This is a genomic window from Streptomyces sp. NPDC096048, assembly GCF_044763415.1.
In the GTDB taxonomy this organism is placed as follows: domain Bacteria; phylum Actinomycetota; class Actinomycetes; order Streptomycetales; family Streptomycetaceae; genus Streptomyces.
Genome location: NZ_JBIWGG010000006.1, coordinates 281,450 through 301,557, shown reverse-complemented (window position 1 = coordinate 301,557; position 20,108 = coordinate 281,450). Strand labels below are relative to the sequence as shown.

Sequence of the window (20,108 nt, the reverse complement as noted above, 5' to 3'; positions counted from 1 at the left end):
GCCGGAGGTGCACGTCCCGTGGCGTCCAATGTCAATCCCACCGTCAGGCGACGCCGGCTGGGCCAGGAGCTGCGCCGGCTCCGTGAGCTCAAGGGCATGACGGCCGAGGAGGTGGCGGAGCGGCTGCTGGTCTCGCAGTCGAAGATCAGCCGCCTGGAGAACGGCCGGCGCAGCATCAGCCAGCGCGACGTCCGCGACCTGTGCGGGGTCTACGAGGTCGAGGACCAGCGGATCGTCGACTCGCTGATGCAGATGGCGAAGGACTCGCGCCAGCAGGGCTGGTGGCACGCCTTCGGGGACATCCCGTACAGCGTCTACATCGGCCTGGAGACCGACGCGGAGTCGCTGCGGACCTACGAACCCCAGATCATCACCGGCCTGTTGCAGACCCGCCCGTACGCGGAGGCGCTCATCCAGGGTGCCCTGCCCGAGACCTCGGTCGCCGACATCGAGAAACGGGTGCAGGTCCGCATACGGCGCCAGGAGCGCATCTCCGCCGACATCAACCCGCTGCGGCTGTGGGTGGTCCTGGACGAGGCCTGCCTGCGCAGGGTGGTGGGCGGCAAGCAGGTGATGCGCGAGCAGCTGGAGCACGTCGCCGAGATGTCGCAGCTGCCGCACATCACCGTGCAGGTGCTGCCGTTCGACGTCGGGGCGCACCCCGGCATCAACGGGCAGTACTCGATCCTGGAGTTCGCCGACGCCGCCGACTCGAGCGTCGTGTACATCGAGGGCGTGACCAGCGACCTGTACCTGGAGAAGGCGCAGGACGTGCAGAAGTACACGGTGATGTACGAGCACCTGCGGGCCCAGGCCCTGAACGTGGAGGAGTCGCGGCGGCGCATCGAGGACGTGGCGAAGGAGTACGCCCGCTGATGCGGCGACGGATGTTACATCCCTGGTGCGTAGTACTGGAAGAGTCACCTGGAATATGCCACCCGGTCGGGTGAATGGCTGCTCCGTACGGCTGGGTCAGCGAGTAGCGTCGATCACGCCAAAGATCAAGCGTCATTGGCGTAAACCGCACTCAGCACTCGCCATCGGAGCAGACATGGCAATTCTTCAGGGCGCCCAGGAATCGTGGACCAAGTCCTCCTACTCCGGAGGAAACGGCGCGTGCGTCGAGGTCAAGTCACCGGTCGTGGCGGCACTCGCCGTCCGCGACTCCAAGGTCCCCGCGGGACCGACGCTGGCCTTCCCCGCGGACGCGTGGAACGCCTTCGTGACCTCGGTCAAGGAGTAACCGACTCCGCGCGCCGTCCGCCGGCCCGACGGAGCCCTCTCGACCAGTTCGCCGACCTTGCCGAGAGGGCTCTGCTCAGTTCCGGCCCCGCGTCGGCTCAGCCCGGCCGGGCTCAGCCGACGGGGAAGGCGATGTCGCACACCGGGTCCTCGGGACCCGACGCCTCCCAGTCGGCGAAGTACACCTCACGGCACGGACCCGCCACCGTCAGACCCTGAGCGGCGACCCACTCCTCCACCGCCTCGAAGGCGGCCAGGATCTGCGGATGGGCCACCTGCGCCTTGGTGATCCGGGTGTAGGCCAGCCGCCGGGCCGGCTCCACCCGCACCTGCGACTGCCAGGCCCGCCCCCGCTCCTCGCTCCACGCCCGGGCCGCCGCCTCGTCGGCGACCGGCACGCACGACTCCGCCGGGCCGTCGCTCTCCATCGACACCTCGGCGTGGTAGACGACGAACGGCGCCGCCGTCACACCCCCGCAGCCCCGCGCCGCCTCCTCCAGCCGGGTCAGCGAGGCACCGATCCACGCCGGCAGCTCGCCCGCCAGTGTGTGCCGGGTCTCGCTGATCACCACCTGCTCGGGCACGTCCACCGTCTCGACCGCGAACTTTCCGTACACCTCGGAGCTCCTCCCCGAAAGACGTCCACGGAGGTAGTCGGCGAGCGTCCGCTGCCCGGCCACCCGGGCCTCCACTCCCGCCCAGTAGGCGTCGAGCAGAACGGCGGCCCCGGGCCCGTCCGCGTGGACCACCTGCGCGACCTGCGCGAGCGGCATGTCCAACTGGCGCAGCAGGGCCACGAGCCGGGCGCGTTCGATCTGCCCGGTGCGGTAGTAGCGGTAGCCGGTGGCCTCGTCCACACGGTCGGGCACCAGCAGGCCCATACGGTCGTACAGCCTGAGGGCCTTGGCCGACAGCCGGGCCCGCGCGGCGAACGCCCCGATGGTCAGCGACTCGTCGTCGCGTGCATCGTCCACGTCGTCATCCTCCGTCGCCGGGCGGCCTGTTCCGCCCGGCGACGACGACGCTCGGGCCTGCCCCAGGGGCAAGGTCAACCCGCCAGCCGCTCCTCCACGGCCGCCACGACCTCGGCCGACTCCGGCTCGGTCTGCGGCGAGAACCGCGCGGCGACCTTGCCGTCCCGCCCGATCAGGAACTTCTCGAAGTTCCAGCGGACGTCCCCGCTGTGCCCCTCGGCGTCGGCGAACCCGACGAGCCGGTCGTACAGCGGATGCCGGTCCTCCCCGTTGACGTCCACCTTCTCGGTCATCGGGAAGGTCACGCCGTACGTCGCCGAGCAGAACTCGGCGATCTCCTCGGCGCTGCCCGGCTCCTGGCCCATGAACTGGTTGCACGGCACGCCGAGCACGGTGAGGCCCTGCTCCGCGTACCGCTCGTGCAGCCGCTCCAGGCCGGCGTACTGCGGGGTGAGCCCGCACTTGGAGGCCACGTTCACCACCAGTACGACCCGGCCCGCGTACTGGGAGAGGTCGGCGGACCCGCCCTGGAGGGCGTCGATCCCGACGTCGAGGGGAAGACTGTCGTCGCGCTGCGTGTTCTCTGAGGTCGTCATGAGCGGATGCTAGCCCCGCGACATGCCGGGCCGGCGGGCGCGTCACCCGGCCTCGATTGGATTAAGGACCGCTCGGGAACTCCTGCGCCGACAAACCGTTGCATAGTCTAAGAGACTGGGGAGGGACGCCCGAGCACAGGGAAGAGGCGACTCTTGAGCGCTGCGACACCGGAGTAGTCATGACCGTGAAGAAGTCGCCGTCCAGTTCAGCGATGCTGTCCTGGATGCCCGCCGCGGCCATGACCGTGGTCGCCGTCGTGGACCTCACGGCCGGGCCGGGGGTGGGACTCCTGCCGCTGGTGTCGCTGGGCCCGGCGTTCGCCGGACTGGTCGGCGGCTGGCGGCGTACGGCGGTGATCGGGCTGGTCGCGCTGCTGCTCTGCGTGGGCCTCGGCCTGTACAACGGCCTCTTCGACCGCCCCCGCGGCTACACCGCCATGGTGTCGGTGGCCGGTGTGACCGGCGTCGGGATCGCGGCGGCCGTGATGCGCTCGCGCCGGGAGGCGGAACTGGCCAGTGTGCGGTCGATCGCGGAGGTGGCCCAGCGGGTCCTGCTGCGCCCGGTACCGCTGACCGCGGGCCCGCTGCACGCGGCCGTCTCGTACACCTCGGCGCTCGCCGAGGCCCGGATCGGCGGCGACCTGTACGAGGTGGTGGCCTCCCCGCACGGCGTCCGGGTGATCGTGGGCGACGTGCAGGGCAAGGGCCTGGCGGCGGTGGAGACCGCGGCCAGGGTCCTCGGCGCCTTCCGGGAGGCGGCGTACGACGAGAAGGACCTGGTCAAGCTCGGCGAGCGGCTGGAACGCAGCGTCGCCCGCGAGCTGGAGGACGAGAAGTTCGTGACCGCGGTCGTCGCCGAGATCGGCTACGACCACCAGGTCGTCCTCCTCAACTACGGCCACCCGGCCCCGATGGTCGTCCACCACGACGGCACCGCCGACTTCCCGGAGCCGCCCGACCACGCCCTCCCGCTGGGCCTGGCCGCACACGGCGGCCCCGGACCGGAGCCGTATCCGGTGCCCTTCGTCCCCGGCGACCAGCTGCTCCTCTACACCGACGGCGTGACGGAGGCCCGGGACGAGGAGGGCGGCTTCTACCCGCTCGCCGAACGCGCCCACCTCCTGAAGGACTCCGACGTCCACCGGGCCCTGGACGCCCTCCGCGGGGACCTGGTGCGGCACGCGGCGGGACCGCACCACGACGACGCCGCGATGCTGCTGCTGCGGTACCAGGGCCATGACGGCGGGGGAGCGGCCGGGCCGGCGTGAGGGCTCAGGCCCGCCGGCCGCCGGCCGACGCCATGCCGAGCCAGGTGTGCGGATTGCCCTCCCAGCACCAGCCGAGCTTCGGGGCCTTCTGGCTGATCCAGATCGCCGGGACCCGGCGGTCGCCGGACCGTGAACCGCCCAGCGAGAAGCACTTGTTCTTGACCAGCACCTGAGGTGCGTGCGTCATCAGCGCGATGCCCTCCTCGATGGTGAGCAGACCGCGGCCCCGCTCGGCGACGGCGGCCATCGCGTCGCGCGGTACGACTCCGCAGAACTCCTCCCCGCGCTCGACGTCGAAGAGCATGTGGACGCCGTCCCGGCCGGGCGGCTCGGCCTCCTCGGTGGCGACGAACCGTTCCAGGGAGCCGGGCTCGAAGGAGCGGTCGACGAACCCGGGCAGCCGGCCGCCGTGCAGCGTGGTCAGCGGCATGGTCCGCTCGATCGGGGCGAGTTCGCGGGTGACGACCAGGACGAAGGGCACCCGGCCGGACGCGGCGGCGTCGTACTCCTCGCCCGCGTCGCCCGCGTGGGCCACGGCCTCGGCGCGCAGCGGTGCCACCAGTTCGGCGAACTGCTCCGGGGTGCGCCCGCAGAGCGCCGGGTAGCCGAGCGCGTCGAGGGTGCGGACCTGCCGGTCGAACTCGGCGGCGGCGTCGAAGGCGGGGGAGTCGCTGGTGTGGTGCGTTCGGTCGGTCAAGCGGGTTCCTTCCGTCGAGGCTGTCGCGGGGTGGCCGGGGACGCGGTCGGTGTCGGTCAGGAGAGCTCCTTCGTCGCGATGGCCTCGATGTCGGCCGGGCTGCCCGACATGATCGTCCGGACATGGCGGGTGACCAGTTCGACCGGCCAGTCCCACCACGCGGCCCGCTGGAGCCGCGCGACGTCGTCGGCGTCGTACCGGCTGCGGATGGGGCGGGCGGGATTGCCGCCGACGACGGTGTACGGCGGGACGTCGCCGGTGACCACCGACCCCGCGGCGACGATCGCCCCGTCCCCGACGCGCACGCCGGGCATGACGGTGACGCCGTGGCCGAACCACACGTCGTTGCCGACGACCGTGTCGCCGCGGCTGGGCATGCCGGTGACGAGGTCGAGCGTGGCCTCGGCCCAGGCGCCGCCGAACATGGTGAACGGGAACGTCGACACGCCCATGGTGGGGTGCTCGGCCCCGGCCATCAGGAACCGGGTGCCGGAGGCGATCGCGCAGTACCTGCCGATGATCAGCTTCTCCGGCCCGTAGGCGTAGAGCACGTTGCGCGTCTCGAAGGCGGTGGCGTCGTCGGGATCGTCGTAGTAGGTGAAGTCGCCGACCTGGATGCGTTCGTCGGTGACGAGCGGCTTGAGGAGGACGACCCGCGGGTGCTGGGCGAGCGGGTGCAGGACGCCGGGGTCGGGGGCGGTGCCGGCGGCGGGCCCGGGAACGGTAGTGGGATCAGTCGTGGGATCGGTCGTGGGATCGGTCGTGGGTTCGGTCATGGGTGACCTCGATTCTGGCCAGGGAGCCGGTTTCCAGGGCGCACCACACGGCGCCGTCGTGCCGGGCGATGCCGTGCGGTTCGCTGTCGGGGCGGGACAGCGCGTACGAGGTGACGTGGCCGTCGACGGTGATCCGGCCGATCCGGCCACTGCCCCACTCGGTGAACCACAGCGCGCCGTCGGGCCCGGCCGTGACCGCGTGCGGCCGGGCCGCGGGGTCGGACAGCGGGTACTCGGTGATCTCGCCGGCCACGGTGATCCGGCCGATCCGCCCGGCCCCGATCTCGGTGAACCACAGCGCGCCGTCGGGTCCCGCGGTGATGCCCACCGGCGCGGCGCCCCCGGTCGGCAGGGGGTGGGCGGTGCCGCGGCCGTCGGTGGTGAGCCGTCCGACGGCGTTCTGCTGGTTGAGGGCGCACCACAGGGCCCCGTCCGGGCCGACGGTGATGGCCGACGGGAAGGCGCCGGGCGCCGGGTACTCGGTGACCTCGCCGTCCATGGTGACGCGGCCGACGCGGTCGACGCCGGACAGCGTGAACCACATGGCGCCGTCCGGCCCGGCGACGATCCCGAACGGCCCGCCCTCGGGGGTCGGGGGTGCGAAGGAGGAGTAGGTGCCGTCGGGTGCGATACGGCCGACGCGGTGCGCCCGGTACTCGGTGAACCACATCGCCCCGTCCGGGCCCGGCGCGATCACGGTCGGCCCGGCCCCGACCGGGTGGACGGTGACCCTTCCGTCGCCCGGGTCCCGGCGGGCTACGGCGTCCTGGTGGACGAGGGTGAACCAGAGGGCGCCGTCCGGCCCCTCGGCGAGGGCGTAGGGACCGGCGTCCGGGCTGCTGACGGTGAACTCCCGTACCGTGAATTCATTCATTGAGAGTAAGTTTACACAGAGGGCATGCTGACTGGCAACATAAAAATACTACCGAGGTAAGATTACTTCCATGGACCTGAACACACCGGCGCCCGGCCTCCGCGAGACCAAGAAGCGCGAGACCCGGCAGCTGATCTCCGACCACGCGACCAGGCTCTTCATCGAGCAGGGCTTCGAGCGCACGACGATCGCGGAGATCGCCGACGCCGCCCGCGTCGCCAAGAAGACGGTGACGAACTACTTCCCGCGCAAGGAGGACCTGGCCCTCGACCACCAGGACCAGTTCGTCGCCGCCCTGGCCGACACCGTCGCCGCGCGCGAACCGGGCGAGACCCCGCTGGCGGCCCTGCGCCGTGCCTTCCTGGCGGCGGTCGAGGCCCAGGACCCGGTGGCGGGCTTCGCCGGCCCGGCCTTCACCCGCATGATCGCCGACAGCCCCACTCTCACCTCCTGCCTGCGCGGCCTCCACGACCGGCGGGAGGAGGCGCTGACCGCGGCCCTCGCCGAGACGACGGCCACCCCGCCCGACGACATCACGCCCCGCACGGCCGCGGCACTGCTGGGCGGAGTCCACCGGGTCCTGTTCTCCCGCATCCAGGAACTGACGCTGGCCGGGTCCACCAACCCGGAGATCGCGGATGTACTGACACGGGAGGCGCCGCGCGCCTTCGACCTGCTGACACCGGCCCTGGCGGAGTACGGCCGCTCCTGAGCCGACCCGGCGGCGGCCCCGGATGCAGGGGCGCGGGGACGGGCGCACACTGGCCGGGTGAGCGGAACGCACACGAAGCAGGACGAGAACGCGCCTGGTGCCGGCCACGCCGCCTCCCAGCCGCTGGCACTCGCCGCCATGATGTTCGCGGTGGCGATGACGTTCATCGATCAGACGATCGTGTCGATCGCGGCCCCCGACATCGTCTCCGAACTCGGCCTCTCCACCTCGGGCATGCAGTGGGTGATCAACGCCTACCTGCTCTCCCTGGCCGCCTTCTTCGCCCTCGGCGGGCGTCTGGCCGACCTGTGGGGGCCGCGCCGCGTGGTCGTGGCGGGCACCCTCGTCTTCGTCGTCTCCTCGGTCCTGTGCGGCTGCGTACCCGCCGGAGACCACGCACTGACCTGGCTCGTCGTCTTCCGGGCCACCCAGGGGCTGGGCGCCGCCCTGCTCTTCCCGGCCGCGCTCGCCGTGGTCGTGGCGGTGTTCCCCGTGGAGCGCCGGGGCCGCGCCCTGGCCCTCTTCTTCGGCGTCACCGGCGCCCTGACCGCCGTAGGACCGCTGCTCGGCGGCTGGCTCACGTCCTGGACCTGGCGGGCGATCTTCTGGGTCAACGTCCCCGTCGCGATCATCGCGCTGATCCTCACCGCGCTCGCCCACATCTCCGACCGCCGCCGCGACGAGTCGCTGGACGTCAGGGGCGCCCTGCTGATCGTCGCCGGCATGGGCCTGAGCGTCCTCGGCTTCCAGCAGGCGTCGGCCTGGGGCTGGGACAGCGCGGCGACGTGGCTCTGCATCGCGGGCGGCCTCGCCCTCCTCGCCTTCTTCTGCCACTACGAGCTGCGCACCACCCGCCGCCACCCCCTGATCGACCTGGCCGTCTTCCGCGACCGGGCCTTCACCGTGGACACGCTGGTGCTCTTCTTCGCCATGCTGGCGTTCGTCCCCGTCTTCTTCTTCGCCTCGGTCTACGCCCAGGTCTCCCTCAGCGCCTCACCCAACCAGGCCGCGCTGTACCTGCTGTACTTCTTCGCCGGGTTCGCCCTCGCCTCCCAGTGGGGCGGCCGCATCCTCGACAAGCGGGGCGCCCGCCCGGCGATGCGGATCGGCTGCGCGGTCGGCGCCGTGGGCTTCGCGCTCTGGGCGGGCAAACTCACCGACCTGTCCATGCACGACCAGTGGCCCTACGCCGCGCTCGCCGGCGCGGGCATCGGCTTCATCCTGGCCCCGGCGTCGACGGACGCGGTCAACCGCGCGATCAACGCCTCGTACGGCGAGGTCACCGGCATCACCCAGACCGTCCGCAACTACGCGGCGAGCATCGGCCTGGCCGTCTTCGGCACCATGCTGACCCACACGATGACCGACCGGGTCACGGAGACCCTCCGCACCCGCGGAGTACCGCCGGACGCGGAGCACTCCGTGGCCCGCGACGTCACGCAGGCGATCACGGGCAACGCGGACTCCCGCACCCCCACGGGTGACGGCGCGCTGGAGACGACGATGCGGGAGGCGATGCCCGCGATCCGCATGGACTTCGCCGAGGCCAACCAGTGGGTCTTCTACGGCATGGCCGTCGCCCTCGCGGTCGGCTACTTCTGCGCACTGCGCCACCCGGGAGACCGGGCGGCGACGGCGGAAGAGGACGGCCGCAGCGACGGGGGCGGGTGACCGCCGAGGTCCATCGACCGGCAAGCGCGTACGGAAAACCCCTGTGCGCCGGTTCGCACACCTCTGCGATCATCCCCGAATGGCGCACAGTCTCGAATCGCTGGTCATCCGGCACACCCACCGCCTCCCCGTCCCCGAGGGCTCCGCCGGTGAAGGGGCCGCCGCCGCGCGGCAGTTCGACGTGGCGCTGACATCCGTGGGCTTCAAGCTCTCGGCCGAGCTGCTGGAGCGGCTGTCCGGGCTGTCCGAGGCCGCGGTCGTGCACGCGGCCCAGCGGACGCTGCGCACCGTGGGCGAGATGGTGGGCGACCACGTCCGGCACAACGCGTACTTCATCGACTTCCCGGCGAACGTGCCGGACACCGAGGAATTCTGGACCCGGTGTGTGGCGGAGGCGCTCGGCGACGCCACGTCGCGCGAGAACGTGCTGACGCAACTGGCGCACGGGGTGCTGGACCTGCTCAGCCTTCCCGCGTACGGCCGCTACCAGCACACCTACGAGGAGATGCTCGCGGCGCAGGACGAGCTGATCGCCGCGGCGGGCGACCGGGTGACCGTCCTGCACCTCGGACGGGGCCTGGACGACGAACTCACGGACCTGTACCTGGCCCTGGCGGGCAGCACGACGCCCCTGGGCGAGGACCACCTGCGCGACCTGGAGGTTCTCGCCGAGCGATGCGCGCTCGGCCCCCAGCCGGAGGCCATCCCCGTCCGGGAGAACCGGGCGGTCGTCAACGAGGCCCGCCTCGGCGTCGGCGCCGGTCTGCTGCTGGACACCGTCACCGATGTGCTCCGCCTGGCCTGCGCGCTGTCGGGCGGCGACGTGACGCTCCAGGAGCCGACCCGGTTCCGGAAGCTGTCGCGCCCGGTGCGCCGGGGGCTGCTCGCGGGCCTCGACGCGCTGATCGCGGCGAACCCCGCCAAGCTCGCCGACGTGCACGCGCACCGGGAGCCCTTCAAGCGGCTCGGTGAGCGTCTCCACCCGCACGAGTACCCGCGCTGGCCGCACGCCGCCGACGTGTTCGCCGTCGCGCGGGGCGAGAAGGAGGCGCGGTCCTTCGGCAGCCGCCTCGAGCAGCTGCTCGACGATTTCGACGTCCCCGGTGCGGTGCGGCTGCTGAAATCCGCTCCCGGCAGGCTGTTCCGCGCCCTGGACCTCCTGCTGCGCATCGCCGCCGACCAGGAGGAGCGGGACGCGGTGGTGGCCGCCGCGGTGGAGGTCGCTCCCGAGGTCTCCGGCCGGGTCGTCCTCTCGGTCCGTGAGCACTTCCACAACCGGGAGCGGGAGACCGGCGAACCCCGCGTCTTCGTCAACCGCCGGGGCCGCGCCTGGGCCGCCCGCGACGTCCGGCCCGCGGTACCGGCCGCCGACCGCGACCGCCTGATCGCCGCCCTCGACGCCGAGACGCGCCGCCGGCTCCCGGCGCCGGGCCGGCTGCTGATCGACCCCGACGTCCTCGACGTGGCGCTCCCGCTCAGCGGCAGGGCGACCGCGGCCGGGTTCGGCGTACTGCCGCGGGGTTCGGTCTCGGAGATCGACGGCGAACGGCTGCGCTTCTTCGTGTACTGGAAGGAGACCGGGGAGCGGACCGACTACGACCTGTCGGCGCTGCTCCTGCACAGCGACTACAGCACCGACTCCTGGCTCTCCTACACGGCCCTCACAGCCGTCGGGGGCGAGCACTCGGGCGATGTCACCGAGGCGCCCGACGGGGCCTCGGAGTTCATCGAGCTGTCCCTGGACCGGGTGCGCAGCACGTTCGTCGTTCCGCAGGTCAACATCTACGCGGGCGAGAGCTTCGAGGAGGTCGAGGAGTCGTTCTTCGGGTTCATGCTGCGCGAGGGCGAGCAGAAGGGCCGTCCGTTCGAGCCGCGCACGGTGCGGATGAAGTCGGAGCTGCGCGGGGCGGGCCGGGTGGCGCTGCCGCTCGTCTTCCGGCGCGGGGACGACGGCAGGTGGCGTGCCAAGTGGCTGCACCTGCACCTGAAGGGGGTCTCGTACGCGAACCGGGTCGAGGAGAACCAGGTGTCCGTGGCCAAGGTGGTGCGTGCCCTCGTGGAGCGCGAGCAGCTCACGATCGGGTACCTGATCGACCTGATGTCCCGCGACACCACGGTCCTGGACCTGTGGGACGGCGGGCCGGTCCCGGAGGAGCCCGTGACGTACATCGGTCTGGAACGCCCCGAGGGGCTGCACCCGGACTCCCGGATCGTCACCCTCGAAAATCTGCGCGACCTGATCCCGGGCTGAGTGCTAGCGTTGCCCGCGGCGAGGCCATGAAGGGGCTTCCTTCTCATTTCACTCCAAATGAACCCAAGTCCCTTCGCTTTCCTCGCCTTCCACGCCGCACCGGGCGACGCCCGCGCAGGCGCGCAGCCGGCCGTCGGCCGCGTCCCGGTCGGGGACGGCGCGCAGCATCGCGTAAGGCCCCTCGGCCGGGTCGAGTCGGGGCAGGTGCCGGAGCACGACTCCGGTGCCCGCGCCGATCACCCCGGACAGGACCGCCTCGGCCAGGGCGTGGTGGACGTGCACGAGGTAGTCGGCCAGGGACACCCGGGTGGTGACGACGTCGAGCCGTGCCGTGCGAAGGTCCGGACCGGCGCCGTCCCGCGGCGGAATCTCGATCCGGGCGGGCAGCGGCGGCAGGGCGGCCGCGGGGAAGAGCCGCAGCAGGCGCCGCAGCGGCGGGGCCTCGCCGGTGTCCTCGGGCAGCGTCCACGCCATGGCGCCGTCCGCGCTGACGTGCTGGAAGGCGAATCGCGTACGGAGGTTGTCGGGGTTGCCGGAGAGGAAGACCGTGCGGGTGTAGGCGCGCAGCCACGGCTCGCTCAGCGTGTCCGGCAGGTTCAGGGCGTAGGCCACCGCGGACCGCACGAACGTCGTGGGCTCGAAGCGCCGCAGGACGACCGTCACGGCCGTCCGGCCCGGCTCGGCCGCCGGGCCGGCGTGCGCGGCCCGGACACGGCGTTCGGCGTGCTCCCGGAGGTACTGCTGGGTGAACACGGGCGGTGCCCCTTCTGCCGGGCGGTCAGAGGTAGACGGCGGAGGCGACGGCGCGCAGCGGCACTCGCTGGTGCCTGCGCAGCAGCGCGGAGGTGAGCCGGTAGGGATCCACGTGGGCCCGCCCGCCGGTCTGCCGGCGCACGAACTCCGGGGCGTCCGGGGCGGACGGCGGGTCCTCGCGGGCGAGCAGTCCGGCGGCGCGCTCGACGGTCTGGCGCAGGAGGTCCTCGCGGTAGGACGGCCCGTTCACGCCCTTTCCGAGCCCGGCGACGAAGTACAGCCTCGTGCCGAGCCGGACGGCCTCCGGTGACGCGTGGTCCCGCAGCGCGCCGGCCAGCCCGGCGACGGTGTGCGCGTGGGCGACGCCGTGCCGGCTGGAGCGCACCGCGCCGTCCAGCGGAACCCGGTCCAGACAGACCCGGTGCGCACGGGCGCCGCCGAGCGCACCGAGGAGCTTCTGCAGCAGGACGTAGTCCTCCGTCAGCTCGCGGTCGTGGAGCAGGACGATCTCGTCGTACTCCTCCACCGCCGGCAGCAGGTCCCGCAGGGCGCAGCCCAGGTAGTTGGGGCGGCCCGTGGCGGACGTGGCGGGGCGCAGCGGCAGCCCCTGGGCGGTGGCGTCCAGGTAGACGGGGCCGCCGTCGTCGCGGGTGTCCAGGCAGAGACCGTGCTTGGCGAGCCGTTCGACCGTCTCCTCGAACTCGAGGCCCGGCCGCCGCGTGGCGGTGAGACCCGGGTCGTGCATGCCCAGCCAGGCGAAGTGGCCGCGCCACAGCTCCAGCAGCCGCCGGCTCACCGGATGGGTCCAGCCGGTCTGCTCGACGGCGCGGACGTACGGCAGCAGGGCAGCGTCGCCGGGCGGGTCGCCGCGGGTCTGGAACTCCGTGTAGAGCAGGCCTACTTCGTCCTCGGTGGCGGCGCTCAGGTCGGCGTCGCCGTGGACGCGGTCGAGGTACTCCCAGAAGCCGGCGGTCTGCCGGGTGCCGTTGAAGGTCGTGTTGCTGTAGAGGTAGTCGACGTCGTGGTCGTCCAGCATCCGCGTGGCGCGGTACATCACGTCCACCCACAGCAGTCCCTTGAGGTGGCTGAGGCCGAGTGCCTTGGTGGGGGTGACGGTGACCGGGGCGATCAGGAGTCTGGGGCGGGGCGCGGTCACAGGCGCCGGCCGTGGACGAGGAAGACGCGCCCGACCCCGGGAACGTCCCGCGGAGGGACCGGGTCGGGCCAGCGGCCGAAGTCGGCGCCGGGCTCCCCGGGTTGCCGGACCGTCGCCTCGACGCCGTACTCGGCGAAGAGCGCCTCCGGCTCGTCGTGCCCGGACAGCCACGGGCAGCCCCAGCTCTCGAACACCGCGAGCAGCGGCGCGACGGCGGGTGCGGTGAGGGCCGTGGCGCTGACCAGGTCCGCGGCGAGCGTGCTGCCGGTCGCGGTGGTGTCCCGCACCCGGTCCAGCACCTGGCCGACCTGTTCCCGCGTGAGGTAGTAGAGGAATCCTTCGAGCAGCCAGATGGAGGGCCGGCCGGGGTCGTAGCCGGCCTCGGTGAGCGCGGCGGTCCAGTCCGGGCCGAGCAGGTCGGCGCCGACCCGGTGCCGGGTCGCCCGCGGGGGCGCCGGCTCGGCGCGCAGCACCGATTCCTTGGCCGCGAGGACCTCCGCGCGGTCGAGTTCGAAGACATCGACCGGGCACGGCCAGGGCAGCCGGTGGGCCCGGGTGTCCATGCCGGCCGCGGCGATCACGACCTGGGGGCGGTCGGCCTCCGCGACGCGGGCGAGCAGGAGGTCGTCGAAGTACCGGGTCCTGATCGCGTTGTAGGCGAACGTGCTCGGTACGGGCGCCGCGGGGCCTGCGCGGTTCGGCCGGGTGGCGTCGCCGATCCGGCCGAACAGGTCGGTGCCGAGGACGCCGGCCAGCCGGGCGGCGAACGGGTCCCGGAACAACCGGTCCGGGCGCCGGCTCTCCCGGGCCCGCAGAGCCGCCGTGAGGAGGGAGGTCCTGGCGACCGCGTCGAGGGTTTCCACGTTTGCTCCTTGAAGAAGGGAGAGGGAGAGGGGGAGGGGGCGGGAGGGCGAAGGTGCCGGCCGGGCGTCGGCCGCCGGCTTTGCCGGCGCCCGGCGGGCGCGCGGGCCCGTTCACGCGTCGGGAAGGGTTCGCCCGCCTGTTCCGTCGGCGCCCGGCGGGCGCGGGCGGCCCGTTCAGGTGCCCAGCAGCCGGCGCCACGCCGCGTCGTCGTTCTGGAAGACCCGGTCCTTCACCTGTGCCGGCCGCGTGCCCCCGGCGACCCTGGCCTGCCAGTCGGCGGCGAAGCCGCCGGACGCCACGCGGTGCAGGTCGACGGCGCCGAGGCGGTTGCTCGCGCGAGCCGCCCGGTAGCCGTCGGACCGCCCGCCGAGCGCGCTGTCCAGGGCCCGGCCGAACGCCTCGGTCTCCTCGCGCGACCAACGGCCGAACGGCTCCACGGCGAAGGCGTACCGCCGTGGGCCGTCCGCACCGGGTTCCGGCGTGCCCGGCCGCGCGGGGCGCCCGGTCACCCGGCAGGTGGCGTTGCGGATCTCCAGGCCGGTGGCACGCGTCGCGCCGTGCAGCGCGTTCACCACGTGCCCCTCGCGCAGCCGCTCACCGGCGGCGTCGGACAGGGTGCGCCGGCCGGCGTACTCGAGCCGGGGCACGCCCCCGGCGCGGTCCACGACGCGTACCACGTCGCCGAGGGCGTACCGGTAGAGGCCGCCGACATGGCTGAGGACGACGTGGTACTCGCGGCCCGTCGCCAGTTCGTCGCAGAGCAGCGTGTCGCTGCCGGGAGACAGTTCCCCGTCGGCGTCGACGAACTCCAGCAGCCCGCCGGTGACCGCGGGCGAGCCGGCCGTGGGATGCCGGTCCAGCGCCACGGCGACGAAGCCCTCCGACGCCGCCGCGGGAGCGGGCAGCGCGCTCACCCCGGGCCCGAACGCCTCGCGCAGCCGGGGGAGGTAGAGGGAGGCCAGTCCGGTGGTCCAGCAGAACAGCACTTCCATGCGCGGCCAGACATGGGCGGGCAGCGGGGCGCCCGCGCGTTCGGCGAGCCGGTCCAGCAGCCGGGCGCGCTCCGGGTCGGGGGCGGGCCCCGGACGGCCGTCGACCGTGCCGTCGTACACGTCCTTGACCAGGCGCGGCCACCACTGGACCAGCTGGTGGGGCAGCGCGGCCACCACGGCGGGGTTGATACCGATGACGCAGCGCACGTCGTGCGCCATGGCGGTGCGCAGCCGTACGTAGTCGCGCCGCGGGTGGTCGGCCGGGTCCACGAACGACGGCAGGGTGCTCCAGGGGGCGCGGCTGCCCGGTTCCGCCGACAGCCGCTCACCGAAGACCCGGCCGAAGTCGACCTGGCTGGCGCCGAGATGGGGGTGTCCGGAGTGGGTCGCGGCCGCGGCGGGCGCGGGGTCGTGCTTGAGGTTGAGCGTGGCGTCGGGCCTGCGGACGGCTTCCGGGTGGTGCTCGACGATGTTCGCCCAGGCCGCGTAGTAGGGCGGGAAGAAGGAGGTCCGCATGAACTCCCGGGTGACCGGTATCCGTTTGCTGTCGCCGGTGCTGCCGCTGCTCTTGAAGAAGACCACGGGGGGATCGGCGCTCAGTACGTTCGGCCGGCCGGCCGCGGCGGCCTCCATCCAGGGCCCGAGGGCCTCGTAGTCGGCGATGGGGACGGCCGCGCGGAAGTCGTCGACACTCCGGCAGCGGGCGAAGCCGTGCCGCCGCCCGAACTCGGTGTCGGCGTTCGCGCTCAGCAGGTGCCGCAGTGCGCCGTCCTGTGCCGCCCGCACGTCGCCGAGCGCCTTTCGCAGCCCGTCCCGCTCGGCCAGCACCCTTTCCCGGTACGCGGGGAACAGTTCTGCTTCCATGTCAGACACCGGCCCGCTGTCCCGACGCGTGCACGACGGCGTCGACGGCACGGTCGATGCCGGAGCCCGGTTCGAGGGTGGTCACTTCCATGCCCGCCACCTCCGCGTGCAGCAAGTCGCGCAGATCGTCCTGGAACCGGGTGAACGCTTCCTCGGTGGGTGTGTCGCCGTAGTGCTCCATCGGGTTCAGCGCCGCTCCCCGCCCGCTGCGCTCCCAGGCGACGGCGGACGGAACGTCGAGGTAGACGACCCGGGCGGGCTGCGGGAACGACCGCCACCAGGAGAACAACGAGGGATTGGCGTACCCGAGCAGCGTGCACTTGGCCATGATCTTCAGGTAGTAGGAGTCCACGATCACCGGGCGTCCGGGCGGGGCGCCGGTCACGCGGTCGCGCATGTGCACCACGGCCAGCTGCATCAGGGTGAGGAGGATGTCCGGCGAGTAGCGTCCGGCCGGTGCCCTCAGCGCCTCGGACAGCAGTTCCCGGCGGGCCCGGCCGATCAGCGCGTAGTCGGTGTCGAGCGGTGCCTGGTCGCAGGTGACCACCGTCCAGCGACCGCTGTCGGCGAGACGTCGCAGCACCGACGACTTGCCCGAGTAGTCCGGGCCGAGCAGAACGGTGAATTCCGGGCCGTCGGCCCGGGGCGGCGCGTACGGCGGGGGGCCGTACGACATGGGTGAGGTCGGCATCTTCACTTCCTTTAGCTGATCCGCGGCAGGTCCCGAGGGCCTGCCGGCCCGGGCGCGTGCCGGTCCCGCGCACGTGCCGGTTCGAGCACATGCCGGCCCTCCCGCGCACGGCCGCGTGCGCGCGCGGGCACGGCCGCTCGGGCGGCGGCCCGCGCGGGGCCGCGGTGCGGTCGGTTCTTAGGGTGGTGGTGCCGGTTCCTTCGGCGCGCGTGCCGGGCCGGGTCCTAGCTCCGCCGGCCGGTGGGGGACGACTCCACGGGCTCGTAGTACTCGGTGAACAACCGGCCCACCAACTCGCCGCGGCTGGACACGCCGAGCTTCTCGAAGATCGCCTTGATGTGGTCGCGCACCGTGTGCGGCGACAGGTGCAGCTCCTCGGAGATCCCGCTGGTGGACAGGCCGCGCGCCACCCGCCGGGTGACCTCCAGCTCCCGTTCCGACAGCTCGTAGGCCTGCACGACGAGCGGCGTGACGTCGGAGACCGGGGCGCGTTCGATGATCACCGCGGAGGCGCCCGGGCGCCCGTCGGCCCCGCGCAGGCAGGACGCGTGGCACACCAGCCAGCGGCCGGTGCGGGTGCGCATCCTGATCCGCGCGGTGTCCCCGCCGCGCTCCTCGGCGATCGCCCTGGCCCGCATCGCGGTGCCGTGCACCCACAGGGGTATGCGCAGGCCGAGCGCGGTGAGCGAGGCGGGACCCTGCGGCATCTCCTCCAGATAGCGCCGTGCCTCGTCGTTGACCGAGACGAGAGCGCCCCCGGCGTCGAACAGCAGCAGCCCGGTGCCGGTCAGCGCGTCGCCGGAGGCCTCGGGGCGCTGCTTGGCGTACGCCCTGAGCAGGCGGGCGACGGGCGTGCCCAGGTCCTCCATGAACCTGCGCTCCCCGGTGGAGAACTCGGCCCGCCCCTTCTCCCGGAACAGGCTGATGTACCCGTGGGGCCGGCCGTCCACCCGCAGCACGGCCCGCAACTCGTCGTGCACCCCGCGCGGCGCCAGAAAACCCCGGTACAGGGAGCTGCGCTCGGGCTCGCCGCCCGTGGTCTCCCACAGGCTGGCCACCGGTACCGGCGCCAGCGCGAGGTCCCGGAACAGGTTGACCTTCTCCGTGAACAGCTCGTACTGCCAGTAGACGGCACAGCTGTGATCCTCGATGTTCTCCGCGAGGATCGGCGACGTGATCATGCCGGTCTCCGGGTCGGTGGCCCGCCAGACGGCGGCGTCGTACGGGACCGCCCTGCGCAGTTGCGTCGCCAGCGTGCTGAACAGCGTGTGCGGGCTGTCCGCGCGTCCGGCGCGCAGGAGGAGTTCGTCGCGACCGAGAGCAGTGGGCATCTCCGGCACTCCGTTCCGGGGTGGTCTACGGATGAAGAGTCAGCCTTGCCTGTCACAACCCGGCACCACCGTACGCCACTTGGCGGTTCCGGGGCGGTGAGGCCGGCCGGAGCCGACCGTCACCAGACGTCGTCCGGGAGCCACTGCGCGTACCGTCGCGGGCCGGTCAGGACGGGTCCGTTCCCGCGGATGTCCACGGTCGGCAGGCCGGCCGCCTCCGGCATCCTCGGCATCTCCGGCCCGACGTAGAGCGGGTCGATCCGGACGTGCTCGATGCCCAGTGGCCCGAGCAGCGCCAGGAGTGCGGGCCGGGACAACCGGATCCACCGCTGGGCGGGGCCCAGCGCGGCGCGGAGTCTTTCCTCGCGGGTGAAGGCGAGGCCGACCCGCTCCGTACCGGCACCCGGCCGGGCCGTACGCACGACGGCCGCCGCGCCGTCGAGGTCGCCGACCCGGGCCGGGACGTACAGGAGCGCGTCCACTACGTCACGTCTCGAGGCAGAACTCGTCGAGCGGGTAGCCGACGTGCCGGTCCTCCGTCGGCAGGAAGCCGAGCACCTTGTCGCCGGGCTTCAGCTCGGTGCTGTTGAGGACCTTGCCGCCCGGGCCGAGCACCCGCACGTGCCAGTCGTCCTGGAGGATCAGATTGACCTCGCGGCCGTCGGTGGAGACCGCGTTCACCGAGATCAGCGGCCTGGTCTCGATCTTGACCCGGCCGACGGTGACGAGCCGGGTGCGGCCCTCGACGTCGGACGCCACGACCTTGCTGCCGGCCTTCAGCTCGCTGAGGTAGTTGGTCCGGCCGTCCCTGGACAGCGTGTACGAGTGGATGGCGCCGGCGTTCACCCGGAACGGGCGGGTCGGCATGTACGGCAGCGGGTGCGTCTCGCTGACGCAGAGGATCATGCCCTTGGAGTGCGACCCGACCAGGATGCCCTCGTCCTCACGGAAGTAGGTGCAGGTGTCGACGCAGGCGCGCTCGCCCATGCCGACGTGCTCCGTGCCCACGACCTCCAGCTCGGTCAGGACCAGGTCGGGGGTCTCGGCGTTGACCACGGCCTTCAGCGCGGTGGCGTCGCCGACCTTGCGGGGCGCCATCATGACGCCGTCGGAGCCGTGCTCCAGCACGCCGAAGATGATCTCGGCCTCCTCGACGTCGGCCGCCACCGTGATCAGGCTGCCCCGGGCGGCGGCGGACGCCGCGATGACGATCTCCAGCGGGATCTTGGTCGGGTCGCGGAACAGCAGCAGGCTCCACTGCTCGGTGCGCGCCGACTGACAGGCGTCCTCCAGCGTCTTCGCGTCGACGATCTCCACGAACCGGCCGAATTCCAGCTCCGGGTGCGCGAGCCGCAGCTCGGCGGGGGTGATCTTGTGGAAGTCGGGGTCCACGATGACCACGGTGGCCTCGCCGAAGTCCTCCGGGAGGGCCTTGCCGCGGGGGAACAGCACCTTGGTGACGGTCGGGGGCAGGCCCTCCAGGGATGCCGGGTCCGCCGCGACGATGCCGTCGACCCGCTGGTGCAGCGCCTCCTGGACGATGGCGTCCCGTGCCTCGTCGACGCCTCGGATGTCCAGCCAACTGAGCTTCATGTGCAGGGCTCCTCGTGGTCACTCACTGTGGATGAGGTCGGCCAGCTTCCCGGCCATGACGCCGGGATCGGGCGCCTCGAAAACGTTGCGGCCCATGGCCACGCCCGCGACGCCGGCGCTCAGCGCCTCGCCGACGTGGGCAAGGACCTGGCCCTCGTCGTCGTTGCGCGGACCGCCGACGGTGATGACCGGGACGGGAGAGCGGGCGACGATCTCCTTCATCTCCGTCACCGAGCCGACGTACGGGGCCTTCACCAGGTCCGCGCCGAGATCGGCGGCCAGGGTCACCGCGTGCGCCACCAGCGCGGGGTCGCGCGGATCGCTGATCCTGGGGCCGCGGGGGTACATCATCGCCAGCAGCGGTACGTTCCAGCGGTCACAGGCCTCGGCCACCACCGCCAGATCGGACACCTGCCGCTGCTCGCCGTCCGAACCCAGGTTGACGTGCACGCTCACCGCGTCCGCGCCCAGCCGCAGGCTCTCCTCGACGCCGGCCACCAGGTACTTGGCGTCCGGGTCGGAAGCGTGCACGGTGCTGGCGCTCAGATGGACGATGAGCGAGGTGCTGCCGAACCAGGCGGGATCGACGTGCCGGAGACTGCCCTTGTGCAGGACGATGGCGTCCACCCGGTTGGTGGCCAGCCGGCCCACGAGTGCGTCGAGCCCTTCGCCGCCGGTGATCGGTCCCTGGCTCACCGAATGGTCCATCGGCACGATCAGCAGCCGTTCGGAATCGTTTCGGTAGAGGCGCCGCAGGCGTAGCCGCCTGCCGAACGCGCCATTGGAGATCATGGGGGTTCCTC

Annotated in this window: 20 protein-coding genes; 6 read left to right on the top strand and 14 right to left on the bottom strand. The window is 72.6% G+C overall.

Going from position 1 to position 20,108, the window contains the following annotated elements; genetic code table 11:
• The first annotated feature begins 18 nt into the window (after positions 1-18).
• Together ACIQ6R_RS18600 and ACIQ6R_RS18595 are read left to right on the top strand one after the other, a co-directional pair.
• Positions 19-876: a helix-turn-helix domain-containing protein gene (locus tag ACIQ6R_RS18600; protein WP_404222475.1), complete on the top strand. Its 858-nt coding sequence runs from the start codon at positions 19-21 to the stop codon at positions 874-876.
• Positions 877-1,051: 175 nt separating this feature from the next.
• Positions 1,052-1,243, top strand: coding sequence for a DUF397 domain-containing protein (locus tag ACIQ6R_RS18595; RefSeq protein WP_404175832.1), 192 nt, complete (start codon positions 1,052-1,054; stop codon positions 1,241-1,243).
• A 112-nt stretch (positions 1,244-1,355) separates the two neighbouring features.
• Here the strand turns inward: ACIQ6R_RS18595 and ACIQ6R_RS18590 are convergent, their stop codons facing one another.
• Positions 1,356-2,216 carry a MerR family transcriptional regulator gene (locus ACIQ6R_RS18590; protein WP_404222474.1) on the bottom strand — a complete coding sequence of 287 codons (861 nt, stop codon included), beginning with the start codon at positions 2,214-2,216 and terminating at the stop codon, positions 1,356-1,358.
• A gap of 74 nt (positions 2,217-2,290) precedes the next feature.
• Positions 2,291-2,812: a glutathione peroxidase gene (locus ACIQ6R_RS18585; protein WP_404222473.1), complete on the bottom strand. Its 522-nt coding sequence runs from the start codon at positions 2,810-2,812 to the stop codon at positions 2,291-2,293.
• Between the two features lie 179 nt (positions 2,813-2,991).
• On the opposite strand from ACIQ6R_RS18585, the gene ACIQ6R_RS18580 reads away from it, so the two are divergent.
• Positions 2,992-4,080: a PP2C family protein-serine/threonine phosphatase gene (locus ACIQ6R_RS18580; protein ID WP_404175823.1), complete on the top strand. Its 1,089-nt coding sequence runs from the start codon at positions 2,992-2,994 to the stop codon at positions 4,078-4,080.
• A 4-nt stretch (positions 4,081-4,084) separates the two neighbouring features.
• On the opposite strand, the gene ACIQ6R_RS18575 is transcribed toward ACIQ6R_RS18580, so the two are convergent.
• Genes ACIQ6R_RS18575 through ACIQ6R_RS18565 form a run of 3 tightly spaced genes read right to left on the bottom strand, consistent with a single transcriptional unit; the run spans position 4,085 to position 6,427 of the window.
• The gene (locus ACIQ6R_RS18575; RefSeq protein WP_404222472.1) at positions 4,085-4,777 is read right to left on the bottom strand and encodes a DUF5701 family protein; all 693 of its coding nucleotides are present in this window, start codon (positions 4,775-4,777) and stop codon (positions 4,085-4,087) included.
• A gap of 56 nt (positions 4,778-4,833) precedes the next feature.
• Positions 4,834-5,553: a CatB-related O-acetyltransferase gene (locus ACIQ6R_RS18570; protein ID WP_404222471.1), complete on the bottom strand. Its 720-nt coding sequence runs from the start codon at positions 5,551-5,553 to the stop codon at positions 4,834-4,836.
• A complete protein-coding gene (locus ACIQ6R_RS18565) occupies positions 5,510-6,427 on the bottom strand; it encodes a virginiamycin B lyase (protein ID WP_404222470.1) in 918 nt (305 codons plus the stop codon). Before ACIQ6R_RS18565 ends, ACIQ6R_RS18570 begins: the two co-directional genes overlap by 44 nt.
• Before the next feature lie 70 nt (positions 6,428-6,497).
• On the opposite strand from ACIQ6R_RS18565, the gene ACIQ6R_RS18560 reads away from it, so the two are divergent.
• From ACIQ6R_RS18560 to ACIQ6R_RS18550, 3 genes are all read left to right on the top strand, one after another.
• The gene (locus tag ACIQ6R_RS18560; protein WP_404175811.1) at positions 6,498-7,139 is read left to right on the top strand and encodes a TetR/AcrR family transcriptional regulator; all 642 of its coding nucleotides are present in this window, start codon (positions 6,498-6,500) and stop codon (positions 7,137-7,139) included.
• Positions 7,140-7,277: 138 nt separating this feature from the next.
• Positions 7,278-8,810: an MFS transporter gene (locus ACIQ6R_RS18555; protein ID WP_404222676.1), complete on the top strand. Its 1,533-nt coding sequence runs from the start codon at positions 7,278-7,280 to the stop codon at positions 8,808-8,810.
• Positions 8,811-8,889: 79 nt separating this feature from the next.
• On the top strand, positions 8,890-11,061 hold the full coding sequence (locus ACIQ6R_RS18550) for a hypothetical protein (RefSeq protein ID WP_404222469.1): 2,172 nt from the start codon (positions 8,890-8,892) through the stop codon (positions 11,059-11,061).
• Positions 11,062-11,109: 48 nt separating this feature from the next.
• On the opposite strand, the gene ACIQ6R_RS18545 is transcribed toward ACIQ6R_RS18550, so the two are convergent.
• The 9 genes from ACIQ6R_RS18545 to bagB form a co-directional block, all read right to left on the bottom strand.
• Positions 11,110-11,814: a DUF6182 family protein gene (locus ACIQ6R_RS18545; RefSeq protein WP_404222468.1), complete on the bottom strand. Its 705-nt coding sequence runs from the start codon at positions 11,812-11,814 to the stop codon at positions 11,110-11,112.
• A 25-nt stretch (positions 11,815-11,839) separates the two neighbouring features.
• Positions 11,840-12,970 (bottom strand): hypothetical protein, encoded by a 1,131-nt coding sequence (locus tag ACIQ6R_RS18540; RefSeq protein WP_404222467.1) that lies wholly within the window; start codon positions 12,968-12,970, stop codon positions 11,840-11,842.
• Complete coding sequence (locus tag ACIQ6R_RS18535) at positions 12,967-13,833, bottom strand: class I SAM-dependent methyltransferase (protein WP_404222466.1); 867 nt, start codon at positions 13,831-13,833, stop codon at positions 12,967-12,969. The genes ACIQ6R_RS18540 and ACIQ6R_RS18535 overlap by 4 nt, the downstream gene beginning before the upstream one ends.
• A gap of 174 nt (positions 13,834-14,007) precedes the next feature.
• A complete protein-coding gene (locus ACIQ6R_RS18530; RefSeq protein WP_404222464.1) occupies positions 14,008-15,690 on the bottom strand; it encodes a GH3 auxin-responsive promoter family protein in 1,683 nt (560 codons plus the stop codon).
• A gap of 1 nt (position 15,691) precedes the next feature.
• A complete protein-coding gene (locus ACIQ6R_RS18525; protein WP_404222463.1) occupies positions 15,692-16,381 on the bottom strand; it encodes a hypothetical protein in 690 nt (229 codons plus the stop codon).
• A gap of 224 nt (positions 16,382-16,605) precedes the next feature.
• A complete protein-coding gene (gene bagY / locus ACIQ6R_RS18520) occupies positions 16,606-17,712 on the bottom strand; it encodes a LuxR family transcriptional regulator BagY/FevT (protein WP_404222462.1) in 1,107 nt (368 codons plus the stop codon).
• 119 nt (positions 17,713-17,831) lie between these two features.
• Complete coding sequence (locus ACIQ6R_RS18515) at positions 17,832-18,194, bottom strand: SAV_915 family protein (RefSeq protein ID WP_404222461.1); 363 nt, start codon at positions 18,192-18,194, stop codon at positions 17,832-17,834.
• 4 nt (positions 18,195-18,198) lie between these two features.
• Positions 18,199-19,305 carry a bagremycin/ferroverdin biosynthesis 3,4-AHBA synthase BagC/FevH gene (gene bagC / locus ACIQ6R_RS18510; protein WP_404222460.1) on the bottom strand — a complete coding sequence of 369 codons (1,107 nt, stop codon included), beginning with the start codon at positions 19,303-19,305 and terminating at the stop codon, positions 18,199-18,201.
• Between the two features lie 18 nt (positions 19,306-19,323).
• A complete protein-coding gene (bagB, locus tag ACIQ6R_RS18505) occupies positions 19,324-20,097 on the bottom strand; it encodes a bagremycin/ferroverdin biosynthesis DhnA-type aldolase BagB/FevI (protein ID WP_310872882.1) in 774 nt (257 codons plus the stop codon).
• Positions 20,098-20,108: the final 11 nt, after the last annotated feature.

Coding starts and splice junctions, on each gene's coding strand:
- ACIQ6R_RS18555 (WP_404222676.1), top strand. CDS start 7,278: ATGATGTTCGCGGTGGCGATGACGTTCATCGATCAGACGATCGTGTCG.
- ACIQ6R_RS18585 (WP_404222473.1), bottom strand. CDS start 2,812: ATGACGACCTCAGAGAACACGCAGCGCGACGACAGTCTTCCCCTCGAC.
- ACIQ6R_RS18570 (WP_404222471.1), bottom strand. CDS start 5,553: ATGACCGAACCCACGACCGATCCCACGACCGATCCCACGACTGATCCC.
- ACIQ6R_RS18525 (WP_404222463.1), bottom strand. CDS start 16,381: ATGCCGACCTCACCCATGTCGTACGGCCCCCCGCCGTACGCGCCGCCC.
- ACIQ6R_RS18595 (WP_404175832.1), top strand. CDS start 1,052: ATGGCAATTCTTCAGGGCGCCCAGGAATCGTGGACCAAGTCCTCCTAC.
- ACIQ6R_RS18530 (WP_404222464.1), bottom strand. CDS start 15,690: ATGGAAGCAGAACTGTTCCCCGCGTACCGGGAAAGGGTGCTGGCCGAG.
- ACIQ6R_RS18550 (WP_404222469.1), top strand. CDS start 8,890: ATGGCGCACAGTCTCGAATCGCTGGTCATCCGGCACACCCACCGCCTC.
- bagY (WP_404222462.1), bottom strand. CDS start 17,712: ATGCCCACTGCTCTCGGTCGCGACGAACTCCTCCTGCGCGCCGGACGC.
- ACIQ6R_RS18560 (WP_404175811.1), top strand. CDS start 6,498: ATGGACCTGAACACACCGGCGCCCGGCCTCCGCGAGACCAAGAAGCGC.
- ACIQ6R_RS18580 (WP_404175823.1), top strand. CDS start 2,992: ATGACCGTGAAGAAGTCGCCGTCCAGTTCAGCGATGCTGTCCTGGATG.
- ACIQ6R_RS18565 (WP_404222470.1), bottom strand. CDS start 6,427: ATGAATGAATTCACGGTACGGGAGTTCACCGTCAGCAGCCCGGACGCC.
- bagC (WP_404222460.1), bottom strand. CDS start 19,305: ATGAAGCTCAGTTGGCTGGACATCCGAGGCGTCGACGAGGCACGGGAC.
- bagB (WP_310872882.1), bottom strand. CDS start 20,097: ATGATCTCCAATGGCGCGTTCGGCAGGCGGCTACGCCTGCGGCGCCTC.